This window comes from Streptococcus sp. 116-D4 (assembly GCF_009731465.1).
Lineage (GTDB): Bacteria > Bacillota > Bacilli > Lactobacillales > Streptococcaceae > Streptococcus > Streptococcus pseudopneumoniae_E.
In genome coordinates, this window is record NZ_AP021887.1 from 462,621 (window position 1) to 486,842 (window position 24,222).

The following is a 24,222-nucleotide window of genomic DNA, read 5'->3' on the forward strand; positions in this document are numbered from 1 at the left end:
TCATATGGAAACATGGCAAGAGTTAAAAGTGACAGTGAAGCGTGAGGGAGAGGAATTAGTTTCCAATCTCTTGATTGAGCTGGGTGCCCAAGGTGTTGCAATCGAAGACAGTATGGATTATGTGGGAAATGTGGATCGCTTTGGCGAGATTTTCCCAGAGGTCGAGCAGCAAGAAGAAATCGTTGTGACAGCCTACTACCCTGATACGGTTGATGTAGCAACGGTTGAGTCAGATTTGCAGGCTCGTCTCGCGGAACTAACTGATTTTATGGATTTGGGAGATGTCAAGATTGGGACGACTGCCTTGGCTGAGGAAGACTGGGCAGACAACTGGAAGAAATACTATGAACCCGCTCGCATCACTCATGACCTGACCATCGTACCGTCATGGACAGACTATGAGGCGACAGCGGGAGAAAAAATTATCAAGCTGGACCCTGGCATGGCCTTTGGAACGGGAACGCACCCAACAACCAAGATGAGTCTCTTTGCCTTGGAGCAAGTTCTTCGTGGTGGCGAAACAGTGATAGATGTAGGAACTGGTTCAGGGGTTCTATCTATTGCAAGCTCACTCCTAGGTGCCAAGGAGATTTTCGCCTATGACCTGGATGATGTGGCGGTTCGTGTCGCTCAGGAAAATATTGAGCTCAATCCTGGTATGGAAAATATCCATGTAGCTGCTGGAGATTTGCTTAAGGGTGTGGAGATTGAGGCAGATGTCATCGTGGCTAATATCTTGGCGGATATCCTCGTTCATCTGACGGAGGATGCCTATCGCTTGGTCAAGGATGAAGGCTACCTCATCATGAGTGGGATTATCAAGGACAAGTGGGATATGGTGCGCGAGTCGGCTGAGTCAGCTGGATTTTTCCTCGAAACTCACATGGTTCAAGGGGAATGGAATGCCTGTGTATTTAAGAAGACCAAGGATATTTCAGGTGTGATTGGAGGCTAGCATGCAGCAGTATTTTGTCAAAGGCAGTGCAATCTCTCCTGTCATTATCGAGGACAAGGAAACCAGTAAGCACATGTTTCAGGTTATGCGCTTGAAAGAAGATGATGAGGTTACTTTGGTCTTTGATGATGGAATTAAGCGCTTGGCGCGTGTGCTAGATGTGGAAGCTCGTCAGTTTGAATTGGTAGAAGAACTAGATGATAATGTGGAACTGCCAGTCCAGGTGACCATCTCCTCGGGCTTTCCCAAGGGGGACAAGCTGGAGTTTATCACTCAAAAAGTGACAGAACTAGGTGCCAATCAGATTTGGGCCTTCCCTGCTGATTGGTCGGTCGCCAAGTGGGATGGTAAGAAATTGGGCAAAAAGGTTGAGAAACTAGAAAAAATCGCCCTTGGAGCAGCAGAGCAAAGCAAGCGTAATATCGTTCCAGGTATCCAGCTTTTTGAGAAGAAAGTAGATTTTCTAGCTCAGTTTGACCAGTTTGACTCTATCATAGTGGCCTATGAAGAATCAGCCAAAGAGGGAGAAGCTGCTGCGCTCTTACAAGCGGTTTCTGGTCTTGAAAAAGGAGCCAAACTGCTCTTTATCTTTGGTCCAGAAGGTGGACTGTCACCTGCAGAAATTGAGAGTTTTGAAGCTAAGGGAGCAGTCTTGGCAGGACTTGGTCCTCGCATCTTGCGAGCAGAAACAGCACCGCTTTATGCCTTATCAGCCCTTAGTGTTTTATTAGAATTAGAGAAATAAGAGGAAGAAAATGGAACAAAAACGTCGTTCAGAATTTCCAGAAAAGGAACTTTGGGATTTAACCGCCCTATACCAAGACCGTGAGGATTTCTTGCGTGCAATCGAGAAGGCTCGAGAAGACATTAATCAATTTAGCCGTGATTACAAGGGCAATCTTCATACTTTTGAGGATTTTGAGAAGGCCTTTGCGGAATTGGAGCAAATTTACATTCAGATGAGCCATATTGGTAACTATGGCTTTATGCCTCAGACGACAGACTATAGCAATGAAGAATTTGCGAATATCGCCCAAGCTGGGATGGAATTCGAAACAGATGCCAGTGTAGCCTTGACCTTCTTTGACGATGCCTTGGTGGAAGCTGATGAGGAAGTATTGGACTGTTTGGGTAAATTGCCACATTTAACAGCTGCCATTCGTCAGGCAAAAATTAAAAAAGCCCACTATCTAGGGGCTGATGTGGAGAAGGCCTTGACCAATCTCGGTGAAGTTTTCTACAGTCCGCAGGATATCTATACGAAAATGCGAGCTGGAGACTTTGAAATGGCTGACTTTGAAGCTCATGGCAAGACCTACAAAAACAGTTTTGTGACCTATGAAAATTTCTACCAAAATCATGAGGACGCTGAGGTTCGTGAGAAATCTTTCCGTTCTTTCTCAGAAGGACTTCGTAAGCACCAAAATACGGCTGCAGCAGCCTATCTAGCCCAAGTCAAGTCTGAAAAACTATTGGCAGATATGAAGGGCTACGACTCAGTCTTTGATTATCTTCTGGCTGAACAAGAAGTGGACCGTGCTATGTTTGATCGTCAGATTGACCTTATCATGAAGGATTTTGCGCCCGTTGCTCAGAGATACCTCAAGCATGTTGCCAAGGTAAATGGTCTTGAAAAGATGACCTTTGCAGACTGGAAATTGGACTTGGACAGTGCCCTGAATCCTGAAGTGACTATTGACGATGCCTATGATTTGGTCATGAAGTCAGTAGAACCTTTGGGGAAAGAATATTGTCAGGAAGTTGCTCGCTATCAAGAAGAGCGCTGGGTGGACTTTGCTGCTAATAGTGGCAAGGATTCTGGTGGCTATGCAGCTGATCCATACCGTGTGCATCCCTATGTCCTCATGAGCTGGACAGGTCGTTTGAGCGATGTCTATACCTTGATTCATGAAATCGGGCATTCTGGTCAATTTATCTTTTCTGACAATCATCAGAGTTACTTTAATGCCCACATGTCTACTTATTATGTCGAAGCGCCTTCGACCTTCAATGAATTACTTCTCAGCGATTACTTGGAACAGCAGTCTGATGATCCACGTCAGAAACGTTTCGCCCTTGCTCACCGTTTGACAGACACCTACTTCCATAACTATATTACCCACCTCTTGGAAGCAGCCTTCCAGCGTAAGGTGTATACATTGATTGAAGAAGGGAAGACCTTTGGAGCAAGCAAGCTCAACAGCATTATGAAGGAAGTCTTGACGGATTTCTGGGGGGATGCCATTGAAATTGATGATGATGCAGCACTGACTTGGATGCGCCAAGCTCACTACTACATGGGCTTGTATAGTTACACTTACTCTGCAGGACTAGTCATCTCGACTGCGGGTTACCTTCATCTGAAACATTCAGAAACTGGAGCTGAAGATTGGCTCAATCTCCTCAAATCAGGTGGTAGCAAGACACCACTTGAGTCAGTCATGATTATCGGTGCTGATATTTCAACAGACAAACCACTCCGTGATACCATCCAATTCTTGTCTGACACAGTTGATCAGATCATCGCCTATAGTGTTGAGTTGGGAGAGTAGGGGAATTTAGGATAACGATATGAACAGAATTAAAAAATGGCTGGAGCAGGATTCACAAAGAATGCGTTTTATTAAAATAGGCCTAGTCTTGTTGGGAATCGTTTTATTAATTGCTCTTCCAACTCTCTATCTTGTTTTGAGCGCAGTTGGTATTTGGTATTTTGTAAAGAAAGTACCAGATATTCGAAAAAGAAATTTAATGATAGGACTTTTTGTTGTTAGTTTTGTTGTAGTTTCTCTTCAAACTCCAACAGTCACAAAGAAAATTTCATCTTCTCAATCAGAAACTAAGCAAACTGCGGCATCCACTACTAAAGTAGAGTCAAAAACCGATGCTTCATCTAGTACAGAAGAAACAAAACGAGTTGAAGAAGAGAAAAAAGCTAAAGAAAAAGCAGAAGAAGATAGAATTGCCAAAGAAAAAGTTGCAAATGAGTTGCAAGAAAAAGGTGAGATCTTAGTCAAACAATTGGAAGAAAGTCAAGATGCAAGTCAAGTGAAGTCTGCTAAAGAAACAGTTAATCAAATTGAAAATAATGATAAAAAGGCAGAATTACTTGGTAGGATAGATGCAGTTGAGTCTTTCATTTCTCAAAAAGAAGAAGAGAAAAGAATTGCACGTGAAGCTGAAACTAAAGCCCAACAGCAAGACAGAATTGTTTACGTCGCTAAGAATGGGCAAGCGAAAGTATATTGGTATAACAAGGATAGAATGCCTTCAAAAACTGATAAAGCCAACGTTGTCGAGATGACAGAGGCTGATGCAATTGCTGCGGGAAAAACTCCATCTAAAAAAGAATAAGATAGAAAGTTATCTTGGTCTGGCTTTTTGAACAGTTGCTAGAAATGTAGAGGTATTGACCATGTATCAAAAGTTACTTAGAAAAATAGCAGAAGAAAAACCAAATTATCATGAGGAAGAAATTCAGTGGTTGCTTGACCATTTGGGAGATCCTTCTCCAGAAATTCGCGATGACCTTGTTTTTACAAGCTTTGCTAGAGGGATTCAGGAAGAGCTATTTACACAGGAGCAATTAAATTTCATTGCTGAAGGGATTTCATCTGATGGAGGGTTAGATAAAGAGATTGATAAGGTAGGCCTGCCAACCCTTGAACGTTCTTTTAGGGCGCTTATTTATGCCAATCTCTTGTCTGCAGATGCCAACCAGCAATCGATTTTTTATCAGGAATTAAATGCAGAAATTCGTAATGTCCTTTTAAGTCAAGGTTTGTATTATCTTTCAAAAGAAAAGGATACAACAGGTTTTTCAAGTCAGTATGGTTGGGTTCATGCTTTTGCACATGGAGCCGATTTACTGACAGAGGTGGTCTGTCATCCAAACTTTCCTAAAAACAGAGTTCATGAAGTATTTGATATACTTGGCCAACTATTTAAAAGAATTTCGGTTCGCTTTACAGATGATGAGGATTGGCGTTTAGCAAGAGTGGTCTATGAACCTATTTTACAAGGGAAGTTGGAGCAAGAGCAAGTAGCTTCTTGGATAAAAGCTGTTGACTTTCCGATAGAAGTGACGGAAGATTTTTATAAATTTTCCAATTTTAGATCCTGTCTGTTGGAAGTCTATGTTCAACTTGACCAGAGAAATAGTTTACAAGATGACTTGAAAGAAGCTATCCAGTCTTTTCAATACTAGGGATTAGCTAATATTACTTATTGAAAGAGTTTCTATTCTATCCTCCTAACTAATAATGAAAACTAATAAAAGAGGTTGAATCATTTTCCAACCTCTTTTTGTGTATCTTAATGGAATTGCATACCACCATCAACGATAATGGTTTGACCTGTAATGTAGTTTGAATCTGGTCCAGCAAGGAAGCTAACCGCTGCAGCAACATCTTCTGGTTCAGATAAACGTTTCAAAGTAATATCTTTTGCGAATGTTTGCATACCCCACTCGTCGTCTTTTCCAGCATTTTTTCCAACTTCATGGGCGATATCATACATCATTGGTGTTTTAACGATACCTGGAGCATAGGCGTTGACAGTAATACCTGACTCTGCTAAATCACGCGCCAATGTTTGCGTAATTCCTCGAACAGCGAATTTTGTACCGCCGTATACAGTCAAGTTTGGATTTCCGACAACACCTGCTTGAGAGGTTGCGTTGATAATTTTACCACCGTGACCAAGTGCTTTAAATTGCGCTTGAGCAGCTTGTGCTCCCCAAATCACACCACCGACGTTAATAGCAAATGTGCGAGCGAATTGTTCCTCTGTAATTGTATCCAGAGGTGTAGTAGGAGCGACACCAGCGTTGTTTACCACAACGTTCAAATCTCCGAAATGATCAACAACTTTTTGGAAAGCTGCAGCAACTTCTGCTTGTTTAGACACATCAGCTACAACAGCAAAAGCTTTATCTGCTGACAATTCAGCAACTGCTTTCTCAGCTGTTTCAGCATTGTAGTCCAAAATTCCAACCTTAAAACCATCTTGAACCAAGCGTTTTGCGATTGCAAAACCGATCCCTTGACCTGCACCTGTGACAATAGCAACTTTAGACATATGATTCCTCCTCGGTATCCACGATACCATTCAAACGTTCATCAAAGAACAGCAAAGTTGTAAAAAATAGTTCAAATTAGGGAATAAATAATTTGTTAGAACTATATTGACATTATATACCTTTGGAAAAAATGTTTCAAATAAACACTACCGTTTTTATAGAATTTTATCCTGAAAATTTCCAATCAATTTTCTTGAAACCCTTTCCCTCTTTTGATAGACTGGTACCTAGTTTTTGAAAAAAGGAGAAAAAAATGAAAAAATTTGTTGCTGAATTAATCGGTACTTTTATGCTTGTGTTCATCGGAACAGGTGCTGTTGTTTTTGGAAATGGTGTTGAAGGACTTGGAAACCTTGGGATTGCTCTTGCCTTTGGTTTAGCCATCGTGGTTGCTGCCTACTCAATCGGAACTGTTTCAGGTGCTCACTTGAACCCAGCTGTTTCGATCGCTATGTTTGTAAACAAACGTTTGTCATCTTCAGAACTTGTAAACTACATCCTTGGACAAGTAGTTGGAGCTTTCTTAGCATTAGCTTCTGTATTCTTTCTCTTGGCTAACTCAGGTATGGCAACTGCTAGTCTTGTTGAAAATGCCTTGGCAAACGGTGTCACTGTATCTGGTGGTTTCTTGTTTGAAACAATCGCAACATTCTTGTTTGTCTTGGTTATCATGACTGTAACTTCAGCAAGCAAGGGCAATGGCGCAATTGCTAGCTTGGTAATCGGTTTGTCATTGATGGCGATGATTCTAGCTGGCTTGAACATCACTGGACTTTCAGTAAATCCAGCTCGTAGCTTGGCTCCTGCTGTATTGGTAGGTGGCGCAGCTCTTCAACAAGTTTGGATTTTCATCCTTGCACCAATCGTTGGTGGAGTTCTTGCAGCTCTAGTTACCAAAAACTTCCTTGGAACAGAAGAATAATTGAAACTTAAAAAGCCTTGCTCCTCAGCTTGAGGAACAGGGCTTTTTCGTATGATTCTCTTCGAAAATTTCTTTAAACCACGTCAGTTTCCATCTGCAATCTCAAAACCATGTTTTGAGCTGCCTTCGTCAGTCTTATCCACAACTTTAAAGCAGTGCTTTGAGCAGCCTGCGGCTAGTTTCCTAGTTTGCTTTTTGATTTTCATTGAGTATGAGTTTAACGGTTGTCAATTTTCTCTGGATAGAGGTCATGTTGGAAGAGGCGTTGTTCTGCCAAGCCTTCATACTTAGTTCCTGGCTTACCGTAGTTGTAGTAAGGGTCGATTGAAATGCCACCGCGAGGTGTAAATTTTCCCCAGACTTCTAAATAGCGAGGGTCTAGCAAGTTGACCAAGTCTTTCCCGATGGTGTTGATACAGTTTTCGTGGAAATCTCCGTGGTTTCGGTAGCTAAAGAGGTAGAGTTTGAGGGATTTTGACTCGACACAGAGCTTGTCAGGAATGTAGGAAATATAAATGGTCGCAAAGTCTGGCTGAGCAGTGATTGGGCAAAGCGAGGTAAATTCAGGACAGTTAAATTTGATAAAATAGTCATTTTCCACATGACGATTGTCAAAGGATTCGAGGACTTCTGGTTGATAGTCAAAAATGTAGTTGGTTTCTTTGTTGCCTAGCAGGCTGAGGTTTTTCATTTCTTCTTGTTGTGACATGATTTTTTCTTTCTAATCTTAAACACCACGTTGGTTATCGTAGAGGAGGGTATGGAGTTGAGGAAGGACGCGGACATTGCCCCAGCTATCGTCAGTAGCGACACGTTCCCAGAGTTCTTTGAGCCGGTCTAGTTGGTCTTGGACAATATTACCTGTGGCCTTGGGCTCAGGGTTTCCAGCAGATAAGAAGAGGACATCGGGTTGGTAGCGTTCTTGAATGCCTTTGGCAAAGGCCAAATCAGCATCATCAAAGACAGGGATTTTAAAGGTGACTTGGTCTGGATCCAGTTGGGAAACGATGAAATCCAAGGTCTCAAAGTTGACTTCCATCTTGGATGAAGGAGGTTTGGGGCTTAGAGTGACTTGGTCGATATCTTTTAACCAATTTTGCCAGCGAGAACCTTGAGTCTCGACAGCAAGGGTGACACCGCGTTCCTTGAGCTTGGTGACCAATTCGGCCATGTTGGCTGCTAGGATAGCAGGATTACCCCCAGATAGGGTGACATAGTCGTAGCTCCCTAATTTATCCAAGGCAGCAATGACTTCGTCAGCAGTCATACGAGTTGGCTTTTCAGAGCCATCCCAAGTAAAGGCGGAGTCGCACCAGTCGCAGTGGTAGTCACAACCAGCAGTGCGGACAAACATGGTTTTCTGACCAATTGCACGACCTTCACCTTGAAAGGTTGGGCCAAAAATTTCTAGAACTGGTAGTTTGAGGACACGTTCCCTAGTCATCTAACCACTCCCGTCTAAACTCTGCAAAGGCAGTAGGAGTTTCATAGAGGCGAACATATTCCAAACGGAGACCGCGCTCGTCTGGCAACTCTTGGCTCATGGTTTGGAAAATCCAGTAAACCATATTTTCAGCAGTCGTATTCATGTAGGGCAGGGTTTCATTGAGATAGCGATGATCCAAGTGGGGCTCTAAGTAGTCCTTGTAGATAGTTTTGATGTCTCCGAAATCGTAGGTCATACCACGCTCATCTAAAAATCCACTAACAGCGATTTGCAGATGATAGGTGTGACCGTGTAGGGATTTGCATTTTCCTTCATAGTGAAAGAGGTGGTGGGCAGCATCGAAGGTAAACTCTTTTGATACCAAGGTTCTGTGAGGATTGTAAACGAGAGACTCCCCAGTTTCCTGTTTGATTTCTTTGGGTGCAAAAAACATTAGTCCTCTCCTTTCTGTGAGAGATAAACATCTAGACCATGCTGACGTAGGTGGCAGGCTGGGCAATCTCCACAGCCACTTCCGATAATTCCGTTGTAGCAGGTCAAGGTCTTTTCACGAACATAGTCAAAGGCACCGAGTTGGTCAGCTAATTCCCAAGTTTCAGCTTTGTCTAGCCACATGAGAGGTGTTTGGATAACAAAGTCGTAATCCATAGCAAGGTTGAGGGTGACATTGAGGGATTTGACAAAGACATCTCGACAATCGGGGTAGCCTGAGAAGTCTGTCTCGCAGACACCTGTTACGATATCTTTAATACCTCGTTGCTTAGCAAGAACTGCCGCAAAGGATAGAAAGAGGTGGTTGCGACCGTCAACAAAGGTATTGGGAACCTCTCCCTCTTTTTGCTCAATCTCTAGATCAGAGGTCAGGGCATTTTCAGTGATTTGCCCCAGCAGAGACATATCTAGGATATGATGACGAATCCCCTGTTCCTTAGCGATTTCTCTAGCGACTTGAATTTCGAGATGATGACGTTGGCCGTAGGCAAAGGTAACGGCTTCAACAGTTTCATAGTGTTCTTTAGCCCAAAAGAGGCAGGTTGTAGAATCTTGACCGCCACTAAAGACGACCAAGGCTGATTGACGTTTCATAGTACTCCTTCCAAAATGGGAAATGTTCAGAGCACGCAAAAAGCTCCCTTGAGGGAGCTAAAAAATACCAAGTAGAGGTTTTTTTTAGCGATGGCATGTCCCAAACATCGTAATATTCTACATACAGTCTAGCATATTTTTTGAAAAATGGCAAAGGACAAGAAAAAAGAGACCAAAGCAAGTACTTGGTCTCTCAGTTGATTAGCTCAATTCAGCAACGATGGCCTTGATTTGTTCTGCTGTGTGAACACCAGCAACTTGTTTCACAACTTGGCCGTCTTTTTTGAAGAGAAGAGTTGGGATAGACATGATTCCAAAAGCACGAGCTGTGTTTGGATTTTCATCCACGTCCATTTTAACGATTTTCAAAACATCTTCTGAAAGCTCTTCAGACAATTTGTCCAAGATTGGACCTTGCATACGACATGGACCACACCAAGTTGCCCAGAAGTCTACCAAGACCAAACCGTCTTTTGTTTCTTGTTCGAATGTTGCATCTGTAATTGCTTTTGCCATAGTATTTCTCCTTTTTTAGTTATATTGGCTTAAATCTTGTTTCTTGAGATAGAAGAAGATATCTCCATAAGTCCCATGGTAGTCCAAATCATGACCATTATAAGTTAATTTTTGGACAGGGTAGTAGTCTGCGACGCCGATGAGGCAAGCTTGTTGTGAACGATCAAAGTCTTCATAAGAATCGAAGGTTATAGTTCTTTCGTTCTTGCTAGCATCTAGATAGGTAATTTCAATCATTTTTAAAACTCCTTTGTTTAATGATGACTTTATTTTACTCCTTGTAAAGGAGATTGTCAAGAAAAATGATTGCGCACGCAACTTTTTTCTAAAGTCATCTTAAACCCAGAAATCCAAACCAGTTTCCAAGCTTTCTTCGACAGCTTTTTGTAGAGAGGCCAGTGTCTTTTGCCCATCGCTTGTCAGGCAGATAAAGCTAGAGCGTCGATCTTGATCACAACACCTACGACTAAGTAGACCGCAATTTTTAGCTTCCAAGCGAGCCACCATCCGAGAAACAGCGCTCGGGCTCAGATGAAGTTTATCTGGCAGGTCAATCTGGCGTAGAGATTTTTCTTGGGCCAAGTCTAGATAGTAGAGCAGGTAGAACTCTTTCAAGGTCAGACTTTGCTCGCTCTGTTGGGCAATAGTCTCTTCCAAGAGACTTTCAATTTCTTTCTGACGTCGATTGAAGTCAAACCATTTTTCCAAATAGGTCATAGTATCTCCTTTCTTTTTATAGTTGTAAATAAAAGAAGGTCCATTCATGGACAGTCTCTGTATTACAAGATGATTGCGCATGCAATTATTATACTACTTTTCAAGAATGCTGGCAAGAAGGATGCTGAAATCTTTTACCCTAAATCATTCCTGTTTCCACTAGTCTTTAACTGTCTGTATCCCATTTCGTCTCTAATTTTCATTAACTCTTTTGTATTTCCTTGAAATTTTCTGAAAAAAGAGTAAACTGGTATGCAAGAAGTCTATTTCGTGGAGTTTAGGATGAAATTATATGTTCAATTAATGATTCTCTTTGTGATTTCTCTAATCGGAGAGGGAATTTCCAGTTTCTTTCATTTGCCCATCCCCGGCAGTATTATCGGTTTGATTATTCTCTTTCTCGCCCTACAATTCAAGTGGCTGAGAACCAGGCATGTCAACATGGTGGGGAATTTCTTGCTGGCCAATATGACCATTCTCTTTTTGCCACCAGCAGTGGGAATTATGGAAAAGTTTGATGTGATTGCTCCCTATCTTTTGCCCATTGTTTTGATTGTCTTTTTTGCAGCAGTGATTAATATCATCTTGATTGCGCTTGTGGTTCAATTTATCAAAAAACGCTATGAAGGTGACTACGAAGAAAGAGGTATCAAATGAGCGAATTTGTTTCCAATCCCCTATTTGGGCTTGCCCTGTCTATTCTAGCCTATCTAGTCGGAATGCTGATTTACAGACGTTTTCCCCATCCATTGACAACGCCCTTGCTTTTGTCAGCCATCTTTATTATCATTTTTCTAAAGGTGACGGGGATATCTTACCAAGATTATTACCAAGGTGGGGTTTATCTGAACAACTTGATTGTCCCATCGACCGTTGCTCTAGGGATTCCGCTTTATAAGAGTTTTCACTTGATGAAGCACCATGCTCGGAGTATTCTCTTTGGTAGTCTCTTAGCAGTAATTGTCAATACCTCTTTCACGGCCCTTGTAGCAAAGATTTTTGGCATGGACTTTTTCCTAGCCATTTCTCTCTTTCCTAAGTCAGTGACAACCGCTATGGCAGTGGGAATCACAGAAAAATTGCAAGGTCTGACGACCGTGACCTTGGTCGTTGTAGTGGCGACTGGGATTTTAACCAGTGTCATCGGCCCAACCCTTTTGAAGTGGTTGAAAATTGATGACCCAGTAGCGGTTGGACTAGCCCTTGGAGGAACAGGCCACGCTGTCGGAACAGGCACAGCCTTCCGATACGGTTCTGTAGCAGGAGCCATGGGGGGCTTGGCTATCGGTGTTACCGGTATTCTCTATGTCTTTGTCAGCCCTATCGTAGCCAGTTTGATATTGAGTTAAATCAAAACCCAGCTGTTTAGCTGGGTATTTTTTATTGCAAATTAACCTTGTTTCTCAAAATATAGTAGGTTCCGAGGTAAAAGATAGCTATGAAAATGAGTTCTTCCACAATGGATATACCTGCTCCCATATAGAAATCACCATTAAATCCTGCAAGTGAATTGACATAGAAGTTAGTACTGGTATTGAAGAAAACTCCAATAAATCCAATGACGATTTGGATACCAATGTAGGCTACAATTGACAGTGCGGTACGGTATTCGTTGAAAAGCTGTCCGATGGAGATGGCCAAGTAAATGCAGAGGATTCCTGAGATTGTACTAAGCAGGAAGGATAAGACAGTAAGACCAAAGCCGGTAAAATGTTCTCCAACAAATGATAGAAGAGTAGAAAGTTGAACTTCATTAGAATTTGTTGACAATAACATAATGTAGATACATAGGAGTAAGACAGCAGTGCTAATCACAGACCAGATAAAGGCACCGATTAGTTTGGCTGTGATGATATGGTGTTCGGAAACTGGCAAGGTCAAAGTCAGATAACCTTGACGGTCATAGATACTACCCTTGAAGCGACGGATAATCAAAATCAAGGTTGAAATCCCAAGTGTAATCATCAAGCCACCAAAGACTGTAGCTAGAAAAAATAGCATAGCAGATTGACTTTCTTGGTAAGGTAGATTTTTAAAGGATTGTGTCTGTATTCCGATAAGGGCAGAAAGTGCCAACACAGCACCATAGAGGGCTAAATACCATTTGTTAACATTTTTAAATTCATAACGAACTAAATTCCAAAACATAAATAATCTCCTTTGCTTAGGCCTTAAATTCCTGACGGAAGAGTTGGTCGATGGATTCACCTGACTCATAGCGAATATCATCTACATTTCCTTGACGGACGACTTTTCCATCCTTGAGGAAGACAATCTCATCCAAGATTGGTTCAATGTCTGAAATCAAGTGGGTTGAAATCAAGACAGTCGAAGTTGGCGAGTAGTTGTTGATGATGGTGTTCAAGATATAGTCACGAGCTGCGGGGTCTACCCCCCCGATTGGTTCATCAAGCACATATAGACGAGCATCGCGACTCATAACCAAAATCAGTTGTACCTTTTCTTTGTTCCCTTTTGAGAGTTTTTTGAAACGGCTATTTTCATCAATACCAAGGTCATGAAGAAGACTTTGAGCACGTTCCAGATTAAAATCTTGGTAGAAGGTCTTGAAATAAGTGAGAGCTTCCTTGATCTTCATCTGTTCGTTTAGATAGGTCGTATCAGGTAGATAAGAAACAATTGCTTTAGTTGCTGGGCTTGGTTCCATACCATTGATAAGGATACGGCCTGTCTCTGGTTGCAAGAGGCCATTGATTAGTTTAATCAAGGTTGTTTTTCCTGAACCGTTTGGTCCAAGGAGACCAACAATTTTTCCAGCTGGGATGTCAAGAGAAACATTTTCCAAGGCTGGTGTTGCTCCATAAGATTTGGATACATTTTCAAATGCTAGTAATGACATAGGCTTAAACTCCTTTAATATAATCGCCGACTACGCCTGGTAGTTCTTCTTTTTCATAGCCAAAATGGGTCATGGAGGAAACGAAGTGTTCCAGTTCTTCTTCTGATAATTGTTTGCGCGATTGGGCGATCAGTTCCCTATCCTCAGTTACAAACCGTCCAGTTGTTCGCTTGCTGTAGACAAATCCTTCTCGTTCAAGGTCTGACAAGGCTCTTTGGATGGTGTTGGGATTGACGCCGGCCTCGCTAGCTAGCTCTCTCACGGTTGGAAGTTGTTGATTGGGTTCCAGTGTGTGGGAAACAATCTGAAGCTTGATTTTCTCCATAATCTGCAAATAAATGGGTTTATTGTTATCAAATGTCCAAGACATCACGATCTCCTTTCTATTTACCTTTGTGTTGATCAAATAATACAACAAAACAAAAAACTTGTCAAGCAAAAAGAAGAATTGTTTTGGGAATCGTTTAAAAAATGGTATAATGAAAAGAAAACGATAAGGAGGGAAAGGATGCGTTGTCCAAAATGTGGGGCTACCAAGTCAAGTGTTATCGATAGTCGCCAAGCAGAAGAAGGGAACACCATTCGTAGAAGACGTGAGTGCGATGAATGCCAGCACCGTTTTACAACCTACGAACGGGTAGAAGAACGAACCTTAGTGGTTGTTAAAAAAGATGGCACACGGGAACAGTTCTCCAGAGATAAAATCTTTAATGGAATTATCCGCTCAGCTCAGAAACGTCCTGTGTCAAGTGATGAAATCAACATGGTAGTCAATCGTATCGAACAGAAACTCCGTGGTCGAAATGAAAATGAAATTCAAAGTGAGGATATTGGTTCACTCGTCATGGAGGAATTGGCTGAATTGGATGAGATTACCTATGTACGTTTTGCCAGTGTCTATCGTAGTTTTAAGGATGTCAGTGAGTTAGAGAGCTTGCTCCAACAAATCACCCAGTCCTCTAAAAAGAAAAAGGAAAGATAAATGAAGCCGATTGACCGTTTTTCTTATCTAAAGAATAATCGGGTGTCGCAAGATACCTCATCTCTGGTACAGTGCTACCTCCCGATTATCGGTCAGGAGGCACTGAGCCTTTATCTTTATACGATTAGTTTTTGGGATAATGGTAGAAAGGAATATCTTTTTTCAAGCATTCTTAACCATCTCAACTTTGGGATGGATAGACTGATAAAATCCCTGAAAATCCTATCTGCTTTTAATCTCTTAACCCTCTATCAAAATGGGGATACCTATCAGCTAGCCCTCCATGCTCCTCTTTCAAGTCAGGATTTCTTGGAACATCCTGTTTATCGTAGACTCTTGGAGAAAAAAATTGGTGATGCAGCTGTGGAGGATTTGGGAGTTGAAAGTGCTGATGGTCAAGAAATACCTGTCTCACTTAATCAAGTCTTTCCAGACTTGGCAGAACTGGGAAGTCAAGAAGACCATAGTCTCAAGAAGAAAGTGGCCAACGATTTTGACTTGGACCATTTTCGTCAGCTTATGGCTCGAGATGGGCTTCGCTTTGCGGATGAGCAATCCGATGTCTTAAACATCTTTGCCATTGCCGAGGAGAAGAAATGGACTTGGTTTGAAACCTATCAATTGGCCAAGTCAACAGCTGTTTCCCAGGTTATTTCAACCAGACGCATGCGGGAAAAAATTGCTCAAAAACCTGTTTCCTCTGACTTTAGTCCTAAGGAAGCAACCATTATCAAGGAAGCCAAAAGTAAAACGGCCTTGCAGTTCTTGGCAGAAATCAAGCAAACACGTAAGGGGACCATTACCCAAACAGAAAGAGAACTTTTGCAACAGATGGCTGGCTTGGGCTTGCTGGATGAAGTCATCAATGTTATCTTGCTCCTGACCTTTAATAAGGTGGATTCGGCCAATATCAATGAAAAATACGCCATGAAGGTAGCCAATGACTACGCCTATCAAAAGATTCATTCGGCAGAAGAGGCAGTTCTTCGGATCCGTGAGCGAGGGCAGAAAGCAAAAACACAAAAACAGAATCAGATTGCCCCAGCAAAAACCAATGTTCCTAAATGGAGTAATCCTGAATATAAAAATACGTCATCCGCTGAGGAATTAGAAGAAATGGAACGCCAAACCCTAGAATTATTAGCAAAATTAGATAACGGAGGTGATTAGATGGAAAGTGTCGGAGATGTACTCAAACGTCAACCAAGTCGTTTTCACTATCAAGATTTGGTCCAGAAAATCATGAAGGATCCTGATGTTGCGGCCTTTATCCAGCAAGAATCCCTCAAACAGGACGAGTTGAGCCGTAGTATTTCCAAGTTTAACCAATACATCACTGAGAGAGATAAATTCCTCCGAGGAGATACAGATTATATTGCCAAAGGCTACAAGCCTATACTAGTCATGAACCATGGCTATGCGGATGTTTCTTATGAAGAAACTCCTGAACTAATCGCAGCTGAAAAAGAAGCAGCTATCAAGAAACGTCTCAACTTAATTAATTTTCCATCTAGTCTGAAAAATGTTAGTTTTTTAGATGTTTATCGTGATGATGTTCAGCGTTTAACTGTTCTAAAAAGAATGATAGAATTTGTTAACGATTACCCCAATAATTTGAAAGGTCTTTACTTGTATGGAGACTTTGGTGTGGGTAAAAGTTTCATGGTAGCTGCCCTAGCCCATGATTTGTCAGAAAAACGTGGTGTTTCATCAACGCTCCTCCACTATCCGAGCTTTGTCATCGATGTCAAAAATGCCATTGGTGATGGCAATGTTAAGACCTTGGTGGATGAAATTAAGCTTGCTGAAGTCCTGATTTTGGATGATATTGGTGCCGAGCAATCAACAGCTTGGGTGCGTGATGAAATCCTGCAAGTCATTCTTCAATATCGAATGCAGGAAAATTTACCGACCTTTTTCACCTCCAACTTCAACTTTGAAGATTTGGAGAAGCATTTCGCTAAAGGGAAACATGGAAATGACGAAACCTGGGAAGCCAGACGCGTCATGGAACGCATCCGTTATTTGGCTGAGGAGACTCGTTTAGAAGGAGTAAACCGTCGATGACAGAAACTATTAAACTGATGAAGGCTCACACTTCAGTGCGCAGATTTAAAGAGCAAGAGATTCCTCAAGAGGACTTGAATGAGATCTTGACAGCTGCCCAGATGGCGTCGTCTTGGAAGATTTTTCAATCTTACTCTGTGATTGTGGTACGAAGTCAAGAAAAGAAGGAAGCCTTATTTGAGCTAGTGCCTCAGGAAGCTATTCGCCAGTCTGCAGCCTTTCTGCTCTTTGTTGGTGACCTAAACCGTGCAGAAAAAGGGGCCCGTCTCCATACGGATATTTTTCAACCTCAAGGGGTGGAAGGACTTCTCATTACTTCAGTAGATGCTGCGCTTGCTGGGCAAAATACCTTGCTTGCGGCAGAAAGCCTAGGTTATGGCGGAGTGATTATCGGTTTGGTGCGTTACAAGTCTGTTGAGTTAGCAGAATTATTTAAGCTTCCTGACTATACCTATCCAGTCTTTGGGATGGCACTCGGTGTGCCAAATCAACAGCATGATGTGAAACCAAGACTGCCACTAGAGAATGTTGTCTTTGAGGAAGAATATCAAGAACAGTCAACTGAGGCTATTGAAGCCTATGACCGTGTACAGACTGAATATGCAGGTGCGCGTGCGACTACCACTTGGAGTCAACGTTTGGCAGAGCAATTCGGCAATCCAGAACCAAGCTCGACTCGAGAAAATCTTGAGCAGAAGAAGTTATTGTAGAAAGTGAGAAAACATGGCCTTACCAACTGTTGCCATTGTGGGACGTCCCAATGTTGGGAAATCAACCCTATTTAACCGTATCGCGGGAGAACGCATCTCAATCGTAGAAGATATTGAAGGTGTAACGCGAGATCGTATCTATGCCACAGGTGAGTGGCTCAATCGTTCTTTTAGTATGATTGATACTGGGGGAATCGATGATGTCGATGCACCTTTCATGGAACAAATCAAACACCAGGCAGAAATTGCCATGGAAGAAGCAGATGTTATCGTCTTTGTCGTGTCTGGAAAAGAAGGAATTACAGATGCAGATGAATACGTTGCCCGTAAGCTTTATAAGACCCACAAACCAGTTATCCTCGCAGTTAACAAGGTGGACAACCCTGAGATGCGAAATGATATCTATGATTTCTATGCTCTTGGTTTGGGTGAACCATTGCCTATCTCATCTGTCCATGGTATCGGTACAGGGGATGTACTAGATGCTATCGTAGAAAATCTTCCAAATGAATATGAAGAAGAAAACCCAGATGTGATTAAGTTTAGTTTGATTGGCCGTCCAAACGTTGGAAAATCCAGTTTGATCAATGCTATTTTGGGAGAAGACCGTGTCATTGCAAGTCCCGTTGCTGGAACAACGCGTGACGCCATTGATACCCATTTTACAGATACAGATGGTCAAGAGTTTACCATGATTGATACGGCTGGTATGCGTAAGTCTGGTAAGGTTTATGAAAATACTGAGAAATACTCTGTCATGCGTGCTATGCGTGCTATTGACCGCTCAGATGTGGTCTTAATGGTCATCAATGCGGAAGAAGGCATCCGTGAATACGATAAGCGTATCGCAGGATTTGCCCATGAAGCTGGTAAAGGGATGATTATCGTGGTCAACAAGTGGGATACGCTTGAAAAAGACAACCACACTATGAAAAACTGGGAGGAAGATATCCGTGAGCAGTTCCAATACCTGCCTTACGCACCGATTATCTTTGTATCAGCTTTGACCAAGCAACGCCTCCACAAACTTCCTGAGATGATCAAGCAAATCAGTGAAAGTCAGAATACACGTATTCCATCAGCTGTCTTGAACGATGTCATCATGGATGCCATTGCCATCAACCCAACACCGACAGACAAAGGAAAACGTCTTAAGATTTTCTATGCGACCCAAGTGGCAACCAAACCACCAACCTTTGTCATCTTTGTAAACGAAGAAGAACTCATGCACTTTTCTTACCTGCGTTTCTTGGAAAACCAAATCCGCAAGGCCTTTGTCTTTGAAGGAACACCGATCCATCTCATCGCAAGAAAACGCAAATAAAAAAGTAGAATCTGGAATGACATTTCCAGATTTTTTTGATAGAATAAAGTTGAAGAAAAGGCTATCAAAAGGAGGTATCGATAATGGAACATTTGTTTAAATCCTTGCTTATATTTCCCGTTTTTTACTTTTTCAGCTGGATTGAAAAGGCCAATAGAGATAGTAAATTTTTCCCAATTTTTTTCTATTTTTACTGGATTTATATCACCCTCTATGCTCTTTTTAGCCTTGCTTTGACAGTTTTTTCAGTTCTGTTTTTCAATATCGTCTTGAGAAATGTGGCAGATATCAAGGTTTGGGGCAGTTGGTTATTATTACTACTTATTGCTTTTGCCAGTGACTGGTTAGATTATATCTTTTTCAAAAAAATGTTTCGCTTGAGACGGGAACTCGGGAAGTCAAAAGGTGGAAGGCATTGATTTATATGGTTTTTATTGATAGGAGGTAGCTTATGGCACATCTAAAATCATTTATTACACGCTATTCTAAGGTCTATATTGGTTTAGTTCTGTTGATCTGGATTGCTTTCTTCTTTCTTCCTTGGGGCAGTCCGATTCTGGGGGGAAAGATTGACCTCTTCAGCATACAGAAAGTCTTGCTAGTTTTTGGTATTCTGTCTATTTTGATGGCCTTGCTGTCCAAGAAAGTCAGTCTCTTTGTTTTTGGATTGATCTGCTGTCTTTCTCTTTGGATTAATCTATTTATCCTATTTGCAATTTTGCCGATTTTTGGCAATTAAAGCATCATAAAAGTCAGAGAGGTTAGCTTGGAAACTAGCCTCTTTTTCCTTTTCAAAATGGGGATTCTTCCTTGAAAATAATCAGTAATTGTGCTAAAATTAAAAGAACATTCTAAAATATTCGGAATTTAAAGTAAGGAAAAACATGGCTAATATTTTAAAAACAATTATCGAAAATGATAAAGGAGAAATCCGTCGTCTGGAAAAGATGGCTGACAAGGTTTTCAAATACGAAGACCAAATGGCTGCTTTGACTGACGACCAACTAAAAGCAAAAACAGTTGAATTTAAAGAACGTTATCAAAATGGAGAATCACTAGATTCATTGCTATATGAAGCATTTGCGGTTGTCCGTGAGGGTGCCAAACGTGTTCTAGGTCTCTTCCCATATAAGGTTCAGGTCATGGGGGGAATCGTTCTTCACCATGGTGACGTGCCAGAGATGCGTACAGGGGAAGGGAAAACCTTGACTGCGACCATGCCGGTATACCTCAATGCCCTTTCAGGTAAAGGGGTTCACGTAGTTACGGTCAATGAATACCTGTCAGAACGTGACGCGACTGAGATGGGTGAATTGTACTCTTGGCTTGGCTTGTCAGTAGGGATCAACTTGGCTGCCAAATCTCCAATGGAGAAAAAAGAAGCCTATGAGTGTGATATTACTTACTCAACCAACTCAGAAATCGGATTTGACTACCTTCGTGACAACATGGTCGTTCGTGCTGAAAACATGGTACAACGTCCGCTTAACTATGCCTTGGTCGATGAGGTTGACTCTATCTTGATTGACGAGGCTCGTACACCTTTGATTGTATCAGGTGCTAATGCAGTTGAAACCAGTCAGCTCTACCACATGGCAGACCATTATGTAAAGTCTTTAGACAAAGACGATTACATCATCGATGTGCAGTCTAAGACCATTGGTTTGTCTGATTCAGGGATTGATAAGGCGGAAAGCTACTTCAAGCTTAATAATCTCTATGACATCGAAAATGTGGCTTTGACTCACTTTATCGATAATGCCCTTCGTGCCAACTACATCATGCTTCTCGATATTGACTATGTGGTGAGCGAAGAGCAAGAAATCTTGATTGTCGACCAATTTACAGGTCGTACCATGGAAGGTCGTCGTTATTCTGATGGCTTGCACCAAGCTATTGAAGCTAAAGAAGGTGTGCCAATTCAGGATGAAACCAAGACATCTGCCTCAATCACTTACCAAAACCTTTTCCGTATGTACAAGAAATTGTCTGGTATGACGGGTACAGGTAAGACTGAAGAAGAAGAATTCCGTGAAATTTACAACATTCGTGTTATTCCAATCCCAACAAACCGTCCTGTTCAGCGTATTGACCATCCAGACTTACTTTTTGCTAGCATTGAAGCTAAGTTTAAGGCAGTTGTCGAAGATGTTAAGGCTCGTTACCAAAAAGGTCAGCCAGTCTTGGTTGGTACAGTAGCGGTTGAAACCAGTGACTATATTTCTAAGAAATTGGTAGCCGCAGGAGTTCCTCACGAGGTCTTGAATGCCAAGAACCACTACAAAGAAGCCCAAATCATCATGAACGCTGGTCAACGTGGTGCCGTTACTATCGCAACCAACATGGCCGGTCGTGGTACCGACATCAAGCTTGGTGAAGGGGTTCGTGAACTTGGTGGACTTTGTGTCATTGGTACAGAACGCCATGAAAGCCGTCGTATCGATAACCAGCTTCGTGGTCGTTCAGGTCGTCAAGGGGATCCAGGTGAGTCACAATTCTACCTATCTCTTGAAGATGATTTGATGAAACGTTTTGGTTCTGAACGCTTGAAGGGAATCTTTGAACGTCTCAACATGTCTGAAGAGGCGATTGAGTCTCGCATGTTGACACGTCAGGTTGAGGCGGCACAAAAACGTGTCGAAGGAAATAACTATGATACCCGTAAACAAGTCCTTCAATATGATGATGTCATGCGTGAACAACGTGAGATTATCTATGCTCAACGTTACGATGTCATCACTGCAGACCGTGACTTGGCACCTGAAATTCAGGCTATGATCAAACGCACGATTGAACGTGTCGTTGATGGTCATGCGCGTGCTAAACAAGATGAAAAACTTGAAGCAATTTTGAACTTTGCTAAGTACAACTTGCTTCCAGAAGATTCTATTGCGATTGAAGATTTATCTGGCTTGTCTGATAAGGCCATAAAGGAAGAACTCTTCCAACGTGCCTTGCAAGTTTACGATAGTCAGGTTTCAAAACTACGCGATGAAGAAGCAGTTAAAGAATTCCAAAAAGTCTTGATTCTACGAGTGGTAGATAACAAGTGGACAGATCATATCGATGCTCTCGATCAATTGCGTAACGCGGTTGGACTACGTGGCTATGCTCAGAACAACCCTGTTGTTGAGTATCAGGCAGAAGGCTTCCGTATGTTTAATGACATGATTGGTTCGATTGAGTTTGATGTGACACGCTTGATGATGAAAGCACAAATTCATGAACAAGAAAGACCACAAGCAGAACACCATATCAGTACAACAGCGACTCGCAATATCGCTGCCAACCAAGCAAATATATCTGAAAAACTGGATTTGAGCCAGGTTGGACGGAATGAACTTTGCCCATGTGGTTCTGGTAAGAAGTTTAAAAACTGTCACGGTAAAAGACAATAAAATGAGATAGTTTAGAGGCGGATACCTTGTGAAAAGTAAATTTTTACTTGGTATCCGTTTGCTTTATAAGGAGATGAGTTATGGTATTTACAGCAAAAAGTCCTAAAATTAATATTGAAGAAGTTCGTGCCTTATCAAAATTAGAAGGCCAAGCTTTGGAGAGAAAATCACAGCGCGATCAAGAGCTAGAAGCCATTATACGTGGAGAAGACCAGAGAATTCTCTTGGTAATCGGGCCATGCTCATCTGACAATGAAGAAGCTGTCCTTGAATACGCTAAGCGTTTAGCGACTCTGCAAGAAGAAGTTGCAGAGCGTATCTTTATGGTTATGCGTGTTTATACTGCCAAACCTCGTACCAACGGAGATGGGTATAAAGGCTTGATTCACCAGCCTAACGCGACAGAAGCGCCTAGCCTCATCAACGGCATCAAAGCCGTGCGCCATCTGCATTATCGTGTCATCACGGAAACAGGTATGACGACAGCTGATGAAATGCTTTATCCTGAAAATCTGCCGCTTGTAGATGATTTGATTTCTTACATGGCGGTTGGTGCCCGTTCAGTTGAAGACCAGCAACACCGCTTTGTAGCAAGTGGAGCAGATTTCGCGACTGGTTTTAAAAATCCAACCTCTGGAAATCTCAATGTCATGTTTAATGGGATTTATGCTGCTCAAAACAAGCAAAGTTTCCTTTTCCTAGGAAAAGAAGTGGAAACAACTGGTAACCCGCTTTCACATGCCATTCTTCGTGGAGCGATTAATGAGTATGGTAAGAATATTCCTAACTACTACTATGATAATTTAATGGATACCATTGCCCAGTATGAGAAAATGGGCTTGGAAAATCCCTTTATCATTGTCGATACCAATCATGACAATTCTGGTAAGCAATACATGGACCAGATTCGAATTGTCCGCCAGACCTTGATTAACCGTGATTGGAATGAAAAAATCAAGCAGTACGTCCGTGGCTTTATGATTGAGTCTTATCTAGAAGACGGCCGCCAAAACGAACCAGAAGTATTTGGCAAGTCGATCACAGACCCTTGCCTAGGCTGGGAAAATACGGAAGCCCTTGTCAGAGAAATCTACCAAACGCTAGGAGAATAAGATGGCATTTATTGAAAAAGGTCAAGAGATCGATATTGAAGCAATCAAGGCAGAAACTCAATTGTCTGCGGAAGCCTTGCGATTAAAGGAGCGCCGTGATAGAGAATTGGCAGATATTATTTCAGGGGAAGATGATCGTATCCTTTTGGTGATTGGTCCTTGCTCGTCTGACAATGAAGAGGCTGTCTTGGAATATGCCCGCCGTTTATCAGCCTTGCAAAAGAAGGTGGCGGACAAGATTTTTATGGTTATGCGTGTTTATACTGCTAAACCTCGTACCAACGGAGACGGCTATAAAGGTTTGGTTCACCAACCAGATACTTCTAAGGCTCCAAGCTTGATTAACGGCTTGCAGGCTGTGCGCCAGTTGCACTACCGCGTGATTACAGAGACTGGTTTGACGACGGCAGATGAGATGCTTTATCCGTCCAATTTGGTCTTGGTAGATGATTTGGTTAGCTACCATGCTGTAGGAGCTCGTTCTGTGGAAGACCAAGAGCACCGCTTTGTAGCTTCAGGGATTGATGCACCGGTTGGAATGAAAAATCCAACCTCTGGAAATTTGGGTGTTATGTTTAACGGTATCTATGCCGCTCAGAACAAACAAACTTTCCTCTTTCATGGTCAAGAAGTTGAGACTTCAGGAAATCCCTTGGCCCACGTCATCCTTCGTGGCGCAGTTAATGAATATGGGAAAAATGAGCCTAACTTTTACTATGAAACTTTGCTAAATGCCATTGAACGCTATGAAACTATGGGGCTTGAAAATCCTTTTATCCTCATTGACACTAACCATGACAACTCAGGCAAGCAATATATGGAGCAGATTCGAATTGTTCGTCAGACCTTGCAAAATCGTGATTGGAATGAGAAGATTAAAAAGATCGTTCGAGGCTTTATGATTGAGTCTTACCTAGCAGATGGTCGTCAAAACCAACCAGAAGTCTTTGGTTGCTCTATTACCGATCCTTGCCTAGGTTGGGAAAACACAGAGGCCTTGGTAGAAGAGATTTATGCTACCTTGACAAAATAAGTGAAAAGGATGG

Annotated in this window: 28 protein-coding genes and 1 pseudogene; 18 read left to right on the plus strand and 11 right to left on the minus strand. The window is 42.0% G+C overall.

All coding sequences use genetic code 11. From position 1 onward, the window contains the following. Positions 1-4 precede the first annotated feature (4 nt). From prmA to UKS_RS02485, 5 genes are all read left to right on the plus strand, one after another. Complete coding sequence (gene prmA / locus UKS_RS02465; RefSeq protein WP_156011695.1) at positions 5-955, plus strand: 50S ribosomal protein L11 methyltransferase; 951 nt, start codon at positions 5-7, stop codon at positions 953-955. A 1-nt stretch (position 956) separates the two neighbouring features. Further along, the gene (locus UKS_RS02470; protein WP_156011696.1) at positions 957-1,700 is read left to right on the plus strand and encodes a 16S rRNA (uracil(1498)-N(3))-methyltransferase; all 744 of its coding nucleotides are present in this window, start codon (positions 957-959) and stop codon (positions 1,698-1,700) included. 10 nt (positions 1,701-1,710) lie between these two features. Then, positions 1,711-3,507 (plus strand): oligoendopeptidase F, encoded by a 1,797-nt coding sequence (gene pepF, locus UKS_RS02475; RefSeq protein ID WP_156011697.1) that lies wholly within the window; start codon positions 1,711-1,713, stop codon positions 3,505-3,507. Positions 3,508-3,526: 19 nt separating this feature from the next. After that, positions 3,527-4,309 (plus strand): deoxyribonuclease, encoded by a 783-nt coding sequence (locus tag UKS_RS02480; RefSeq protein WP_156011698.1) that lies wholly within the window; start codon positions 3,527-3,529, stop codon positions 4,307-4,309. Between the two features lie 61 nt (positions 4,310-4,370). Next, positions 4,371-5,162, plus strand: coding sequence for a DUF2785 domain-containing protein (locus UKS_RS02485; RefSeq protein WP_156011699.1), 792 nt, complete (start codon positions 4,371-4,373; stop codon positions 5,160-5,162). Positions 5,163-5,269: 107 nt separating this feature from the next. On the opposite strand, the gene UKS_RS02490 is transcribed toward UKS_RS02485, so the two are convergent. Then, positions 5,270-6,034 (minus strand): (S)-acetoin forming diacetyl reductase, encoded by a 765-nt coding sequence (locus tag UKS_RS02490; protein ID WP_156011700.1) that lies wholly within the window; start codon positions 6,032-6,034, stop codon positions 5,270-5,272. 254 nt (positions 6,035-6,288) lie between these two features. Here UKS_RS02490 and UKS_RS02495 point away from each other — a divergent pair, with 254 nt between their 5' ends. Further along, complete coding sequence (locus UKS_RS02495; protein WP_156011701.1) at positions 6,289-6,957, plus strand: MIP/aquaporin family protein; 669 nt, start codon at positions 6,289-6,291, stop codon at positions 6,955-6,957. A 217-nt stretch (positions 6,958-7,174) separates the two neighbouring features. On the opposite strand, the gene queF is transcribed toward UKS_RS02495, so the two are convergent. The 7 genes from queF to UKS_RS02525 all read right to left on the minus strand — a co-directional run bounded on the left by queF (position 7,175) and on the right by UKS_RS02525 (position 10,723). After that, on the minus strand, positions 7,175-7,666 hold the full coding sequence (gene queF / locus UKS_RS09690; RefSeq protein ID WP_000082579.1) for a preQ(1) synthase: 492 nt from the start codon (positions 7,664-7,666) through the stop codon (positions 7,175-7,177). An 18-nt stretch (positions 7,667-7,684) separates the two neighbouring features. Further along, positions 7,685-8,401 (minus strand): 7-carboxy-7-deazaguanine synthase QueE, encoded by a 717-nt coding sequence (queE, locus tag UKS_RS09695; RefSeq protein WP_173020440.1) that lies wholly within the window; start codon positions 8,399-8,401, stop codon positions 7,685-7,687. Further along, entirely contained in the window at positions 8,394-8,837 is a 444-nt protein-coding gene (gene queD, locus UKS_RS02505; protein ID WP_156011702.1) for a 6-carboxytetrahydropterin synthase QueD, read from the minus strand. The genes queE and queD overlap by 8 nt, the downstream gene beginning before the upstream one ends. Further along, positions 8,837-9,490, minus strand: a complete 654-nt coding sequence (queC, locus tag UKS_RS02510) for a 7-cyano-7-deazaguanine synthase QueC (protein ID WP_023933747.1) — start codon at positions 9,488-9,490, stop codon at positions 8,837-8,839. Before queC ends, queD begins: the two co-directional genes overlap by 1 nt. 201 nt (positions 9,491-9,691) lie before the next feature. Beyond that, positions 9,692-10,006, minus strand: a complete 315-nt coding sequence (gene trxA, locus UKS_RS02515) for a thioredoxin (protein WP_001029581.1) — start codon at positions 10,004-10,006, stop codon at positions 9,692-9,694. Between the two features lie 15 nt (positions 10,007-10,021). Continuing rightward, positions 10,022-10,243 (minus strand): DUF4649 family protein, encoded by a 222-nt coding sequence (locus UKS_RS02520; protein WP_049497602.1) that lies wholly within the window; start codon positions 10,241-10,243, stop codon positions 10,022-10,024. 99 nt (positions 10,244-10,342) lie between these two features. After that, complete coding sequence (locus tag UKS_RS02525; protein ID WP_049535003.1) at positions 10,343-10,723, minus strand: MarR family winged helix-turn-helix transcriptional regulator; 381 nt, start codon at positions 10,721-10,723, stop codon at positions 10,343-10,345. A gap of 282 nt (positions 10,724-11,005) precedes the next feature. Between UKS_RS02525 and UKS_RS02530 the strand changes: the two genes are divergently transcribed. Together UKS_RS02530 and UKS_RS02535 are read left to right on the plus strand one after the other, a co-directional pair. Next, positions 11,006-11,380, plus strand: coding sequence for a CidA/LrgA family protein (locus tag UKS_RS02530; protein WP_049497606.1), 375 nt, complete (start codon positions 11,006-11,008; stop codon positions 11,378-11,380). Next, positions 11,377-12,072, plus strand: coding sequence for an LrgB family protein (locus UKS_RS02535; protein WP_049497607.1), 696 nt, complete (start codon positions 11,377-11,379; stop codon positions 12,070-12,072). The genes UKS_RS02530 and UKS_RS02535 overlap by 4 nt, the downstream gene beginning before the upstream one ends. A gap of 201 nt (positions 12,073-12,273) precedes the next feature. On the opposite strand, the pseudogene UKS_RS02540 reads toward UKS_RS02535, so the two are convergent. The 3 genes and pseudogenes from UKS_RS02540 to UKS_RS02550 form a co-directional block, all read right to left on the minus strand. Further along, positions 12,274-12,871: pseudogene (locus UKS_RS02540) on the minus strand (hypothetical protein); the annotation flags it as partial. A 16-nt stretch (positions 12,872-12,887) separates the two neighbouring features. After that, the gene (locus tag UKS_RS02545; RefSeq protein ID WP_156011704.1) at positions 12,888-13,583 is read right to left on the minus strand and encodes an ABC transporter ATP-binding protein; all 696 of its coding nucleotides are present in this window, start codon (positions 13,581-13,583) and stop codon (positions 12,888-12,890) included. 4 nt (positions 13,584-13,587) lie between these two features. Further along, positions 13,588-13,953 (minus strand): GntR family transcriptional regulator, encoded by a 366-nt coding sequence (locus UKS_RS02550; protein WP_117305985.1) that lies wholly within the window; start codon positions 13,951-13,953, stop codon positions 13,588-13,590. A gap of 138 nt (positions 13,954-14,091) precedes the next feature. Here UKS_RS02550 and nrdR point away from each other — a divergent pair, with 138 nt between their 5' ends. The 10 genes from nrdR (at position 14,092) to UKS_RS02600 (ending at position 24,209) form a co-directional block, all read left to right on the plus strand. Next, positions 14,092-14,565, plus strand: a complete 474-nt coding sequence (nrdR, locus tag UKS_RS02555) for a transcriptional regulator NrdR (protein WP_001203672.1) — start codon at positions 14,092-14,094, stop codon at positions 14,563-14,565. Beyond that, complete coding sequence (locus UKS_RS02560; protein ID WP_156011705.1) at positions 14,566-15,735, plus strand: DnaD domain protein; 1,170 nt, start codon at positions 14,566-14,568, stop codon at positions 15,733-15,735. Further along, the gene (dnaI, locus tag UKS_RS02565; protein ID WP_156011706.1) at positions 15,736-16,632 is read left to right on the plus strand and encodes a primosomal protein DnaI; all 897 of its coding nucleotides are present in this window, start codon (positions 15,736-15,738) and stop codon (positions 16,630-16,632) included. Then, entirely contained in the window at positions 16,629-17,342 is a 714-nt protein-coding gene (locus UKS_RS02570; protein ID WP_156011707.1) for an NADPH-dependent oxidoreductase, read from the plus strand. The genes dnaI and UKS_RS02570 overlap by 4 nt, the downstream gene beginning before the upstream one ends. Positions 17,343-17,355: 13 nt before the next feature. Continuing rightward, positions 17,356-18,666, plus strand: a complete 1,311-nt coding sequence (gene der / locus UKS_RS02575; RefSeq protein ID WP_156011708.1) for a ribosome biogenesis GTPase Der — start codon at positions 17,356-17,358, stop codon at positions 18,664-18,666. An 83-nt stretch (positions 18,667-18,749) separates the two neighbouring features. Then, on the plus strand, positions 18,750-19,085 hold the full coding sequence (locus tag UKS_RS02580; RefSeq protein ID WP_173020442.1) for a hypothetical protein: 336 nt from the start codon (positions 18,750-18,752) through the stop codon (positions 19,083-19,085). A gap of 32 nt (positions 19,086-19,117) precedes the next feature. Beyond that, positions 19,118-19,405: a hypothetical protein gene (locus UKS_RS02585; RefSeq protein ID WP_050079664.1), complete on the plus strand. Its 288-nt coding sequence runs from the start codon at positions 19,118-19,120 to the stop codon at positions 19,403-19,405. A 145-nt stretch (positions 19,406-19,550) separates the two neighbouring features. Continuing rightward, positions 19,551-22,064 (plus strand): preprotein translocase subunit SecA, encoded by a 2,514-nt coding sequence (gene secA / locus UKS_RS02590; protein WP_156011710.1) that lies wholly within the window; start codon positions 19,551-19,553, stop codon positions 22,062-22,064. An 80-nt stretch (positions 22,065-22,144) separates the two neighbouring features. Beyond that, positions 22,145-23,176 (plus strand): 3-deoxy-7-phosphoheptulonate synthase, encoded by a 1,032-nt coding sequence (locus tag UKS_RS02595; protein ID WP_156011711.1) that lies wholly within the window; start codon positions 22,145-22,147, stop codon positions 23,174-23,176. A gap of 1 nt (position 23,177) precedes the next feature. Continuing rightward, complete coding sequence (locus tag UKS_RS02600) at positions 23,178-24,209, plus strand: 3-deoxy-7-phosphoheptulonate synthase (protein WP_140833763.1); 1,032 nt, start codon at positions 23,178-23,180, stop codon at positions 24,207-24,209. Positions 24,210-24,222: the final 13 nt, after the last annotated feature.

Excerpts from the sequence above, each read along its gene's own strand:
- secA (WP_156011710.1), top strand. The coding sequence starts at position 19,551 with ATGGCTAATATTTTAAAAACAATTATCGAAAATGATAAAGGAGAAATC.
- UKS_RS02550 (WP_117305985.1), bottom strand. The coding sequence starts at position 13,953 with ATGTCTTGGACATTTGATAACAATAAACCCATTTATTTGCAGATTATG.
- UKS_RS02580 (WP_173020442.1), top strand. The coding sequence starts at position 18,750 with ATGGAACATTTGTTTAAATCCTTGCTTATATTTCCCGTTTTTTACTTT.
- pepF (WP_156011697.1), top strand. The coding sequence starts at position 1,711 with ATGGAACAAAAACGTCGTTCAGAATTTCCAGAAAAGGAACTTTGGGAT.
- UKS_RS02545 (WP_156011704.1), bottom strand. The coding sequence starts at position 13,583 with ATGTCATTACTAGCATTTGAAAATGTATCCAAATCTTATGGAGCAACA.
- UKS_RS02480 (WP_156011698.1), top strand. The coding sequence starts at position 3,527 with ATGAACAGAATTAAAAAATGGCTGGAGCAGGATTCACAAAGAATGCGT.
- prmA (WP_156011695.1), top strand. The coding sequence starts at position 5 with ATGGAAACATGGCAAGAGTTAAAAGTGACAGTGAAGCGTGAGGGAGAG.
- UKS_RS02585 (WP_050079664.1), top strand. The coding sequence starts at position 19,118 with ATGGCACATCTAAAATCATTTATTACACGCTATTCTAAGGTCTATATT.
- queE (WP_173020440.1), bottom strand. The coding sequence starts at position 8,401 with ATGACTAGGGAACGTGTCCTCAAACTACCAGTTCTAGAAATTTTTGGC.
- UKS_RS02495 (WP_156011701.1), top strand. The coding sequence starts at position 6,289 with ATGAAAAAATTTGTTGCTGAATTAATCGGTACTTTTATGCTTGTGTTC.
- UKS_RS02520 (WP_049497602.1), bottom strand. The coding sequence starts at position 10,243 with ATGATTGAAATTACCTATCTAGATGCTAGCAAGAACGAAAGAACTATA.
- UKS_RS02470 (WP_156011696.1), top strand. The coding sequence starts at position 957 with ATGCAGCAGTATTTTGTCAAAGGCAGTGCAATCTCTCCTGTCATTATC.
- queC (WP_023933747.1), bottom strand. The coding sequence starts at position 9,490 with ATGAAACGTCAATCAGCCTTGGTCGTCTTTAGTGGCGGTCAAGATTCT.
- dnaI (WP_156011706.1), top strand. The coding sequence starts at position 15,736 with ATGGAAAGTGTCGGAGATGTACTCAAACGTCAACCAAGTCGTTTTCAC.
- UKS_RS02490 (WP_156011700.1), bottom strand. The coding sequence starts at position 6,034 with ATGTCTAAAGTTGCTATTGTCACAGGTGCAGGTCAAGGGATCGGTTTT.
- trxA (WP_001029581.1), bottom strand. The coding sequence starts at position 10,006 with ATGGCAAAAGCAATTACAGATGCAACATTCGAACAAGAAACAAAAGAC.
- UKS_RS02595 (WP_156011711.1), top strand. The coding sequence starts at position 22,145 with ATGGTATTTACAGCAAAAAGTCCTAAAATTAATATTGAAGAAGTTCGT.
- nrdR (WP_001203672.1), top strand. The coding sequence starts at position 14,092 with ATGCGTTGTCCAAAATGTGGGGCTACCAAGTCAAGTGTTATCGATAGT.
- UKS_RS02600 (WP_140833763.1), top strand. The coding sequence starts at position 23,178 with ATGGCATTTATTGAAAAAGGTCAAGAGATCGATATTGAAGCAATCAAG.
- der (WP_156011708.1), top strand. The coding sequence starts at position 17,356 with ATGGCCTTACCAACTGTTGCCATTGTGGGACGTCCCAATGTTGGGAAA.
- UKS_RS02560 (WP_156011705.1), top strand. The coding sequence starts at position 14,566 with ATGAAGCCGATTGACCGTTTTTCTTATCTAAAGAATAATCGGGTGTCG.
- UKS_RS02530 (WP_049497606.1), top strand. The coding sequence starts at position 11,006 with ATGAAATTATATGTTCAATTAATGATTCTCTTTGTGATTTCTCTAATC.
- UKS_RS02535 (WP_049497607.1), top strand. The coding sequence starts at position 11,377 with ATGAGCGAATTTGTTTCCAATCCCCTATTTGGGCTTGCCCTGTCTATT.
- UKS_RS02525 (WP_049535003.1), bottom strand. The coding sequence starts at position 10,723 with ATGACCTATTTGGAAAAATGGTTTGACTTCAATCGACGTCAGAAAGAA.
- queD (WP_156011702.1), bottom strand. The coding sequence starts at position 8,837 with ATGTTTTTTGCACCCAAAGAAATCAAACAGGAAACTGGGGAGTCTCTC.
- UKS_RS02570 (WP_156011707.1), top strand. The coding sequence starts at position 16,629 with ATGACAGAAACTATTAAACTGATGAAGGCTCACACTTCAGTGCGCAGA.
- UKS_RS02485 (WP_156011699.1), top strand. The coding sequence starts at position 4,371 with ATGTATCAAAAGTTACTTAGAAAAATAGCAGAAGAAAAACCAAATTAT.
- queF (WP_000082579.1), bottom strand. The coding sequence starts at position 7,666 with ATGTCACAACAAGAAGAAATGAAAAACCTCAGCCTGCTAGGCAACAAA.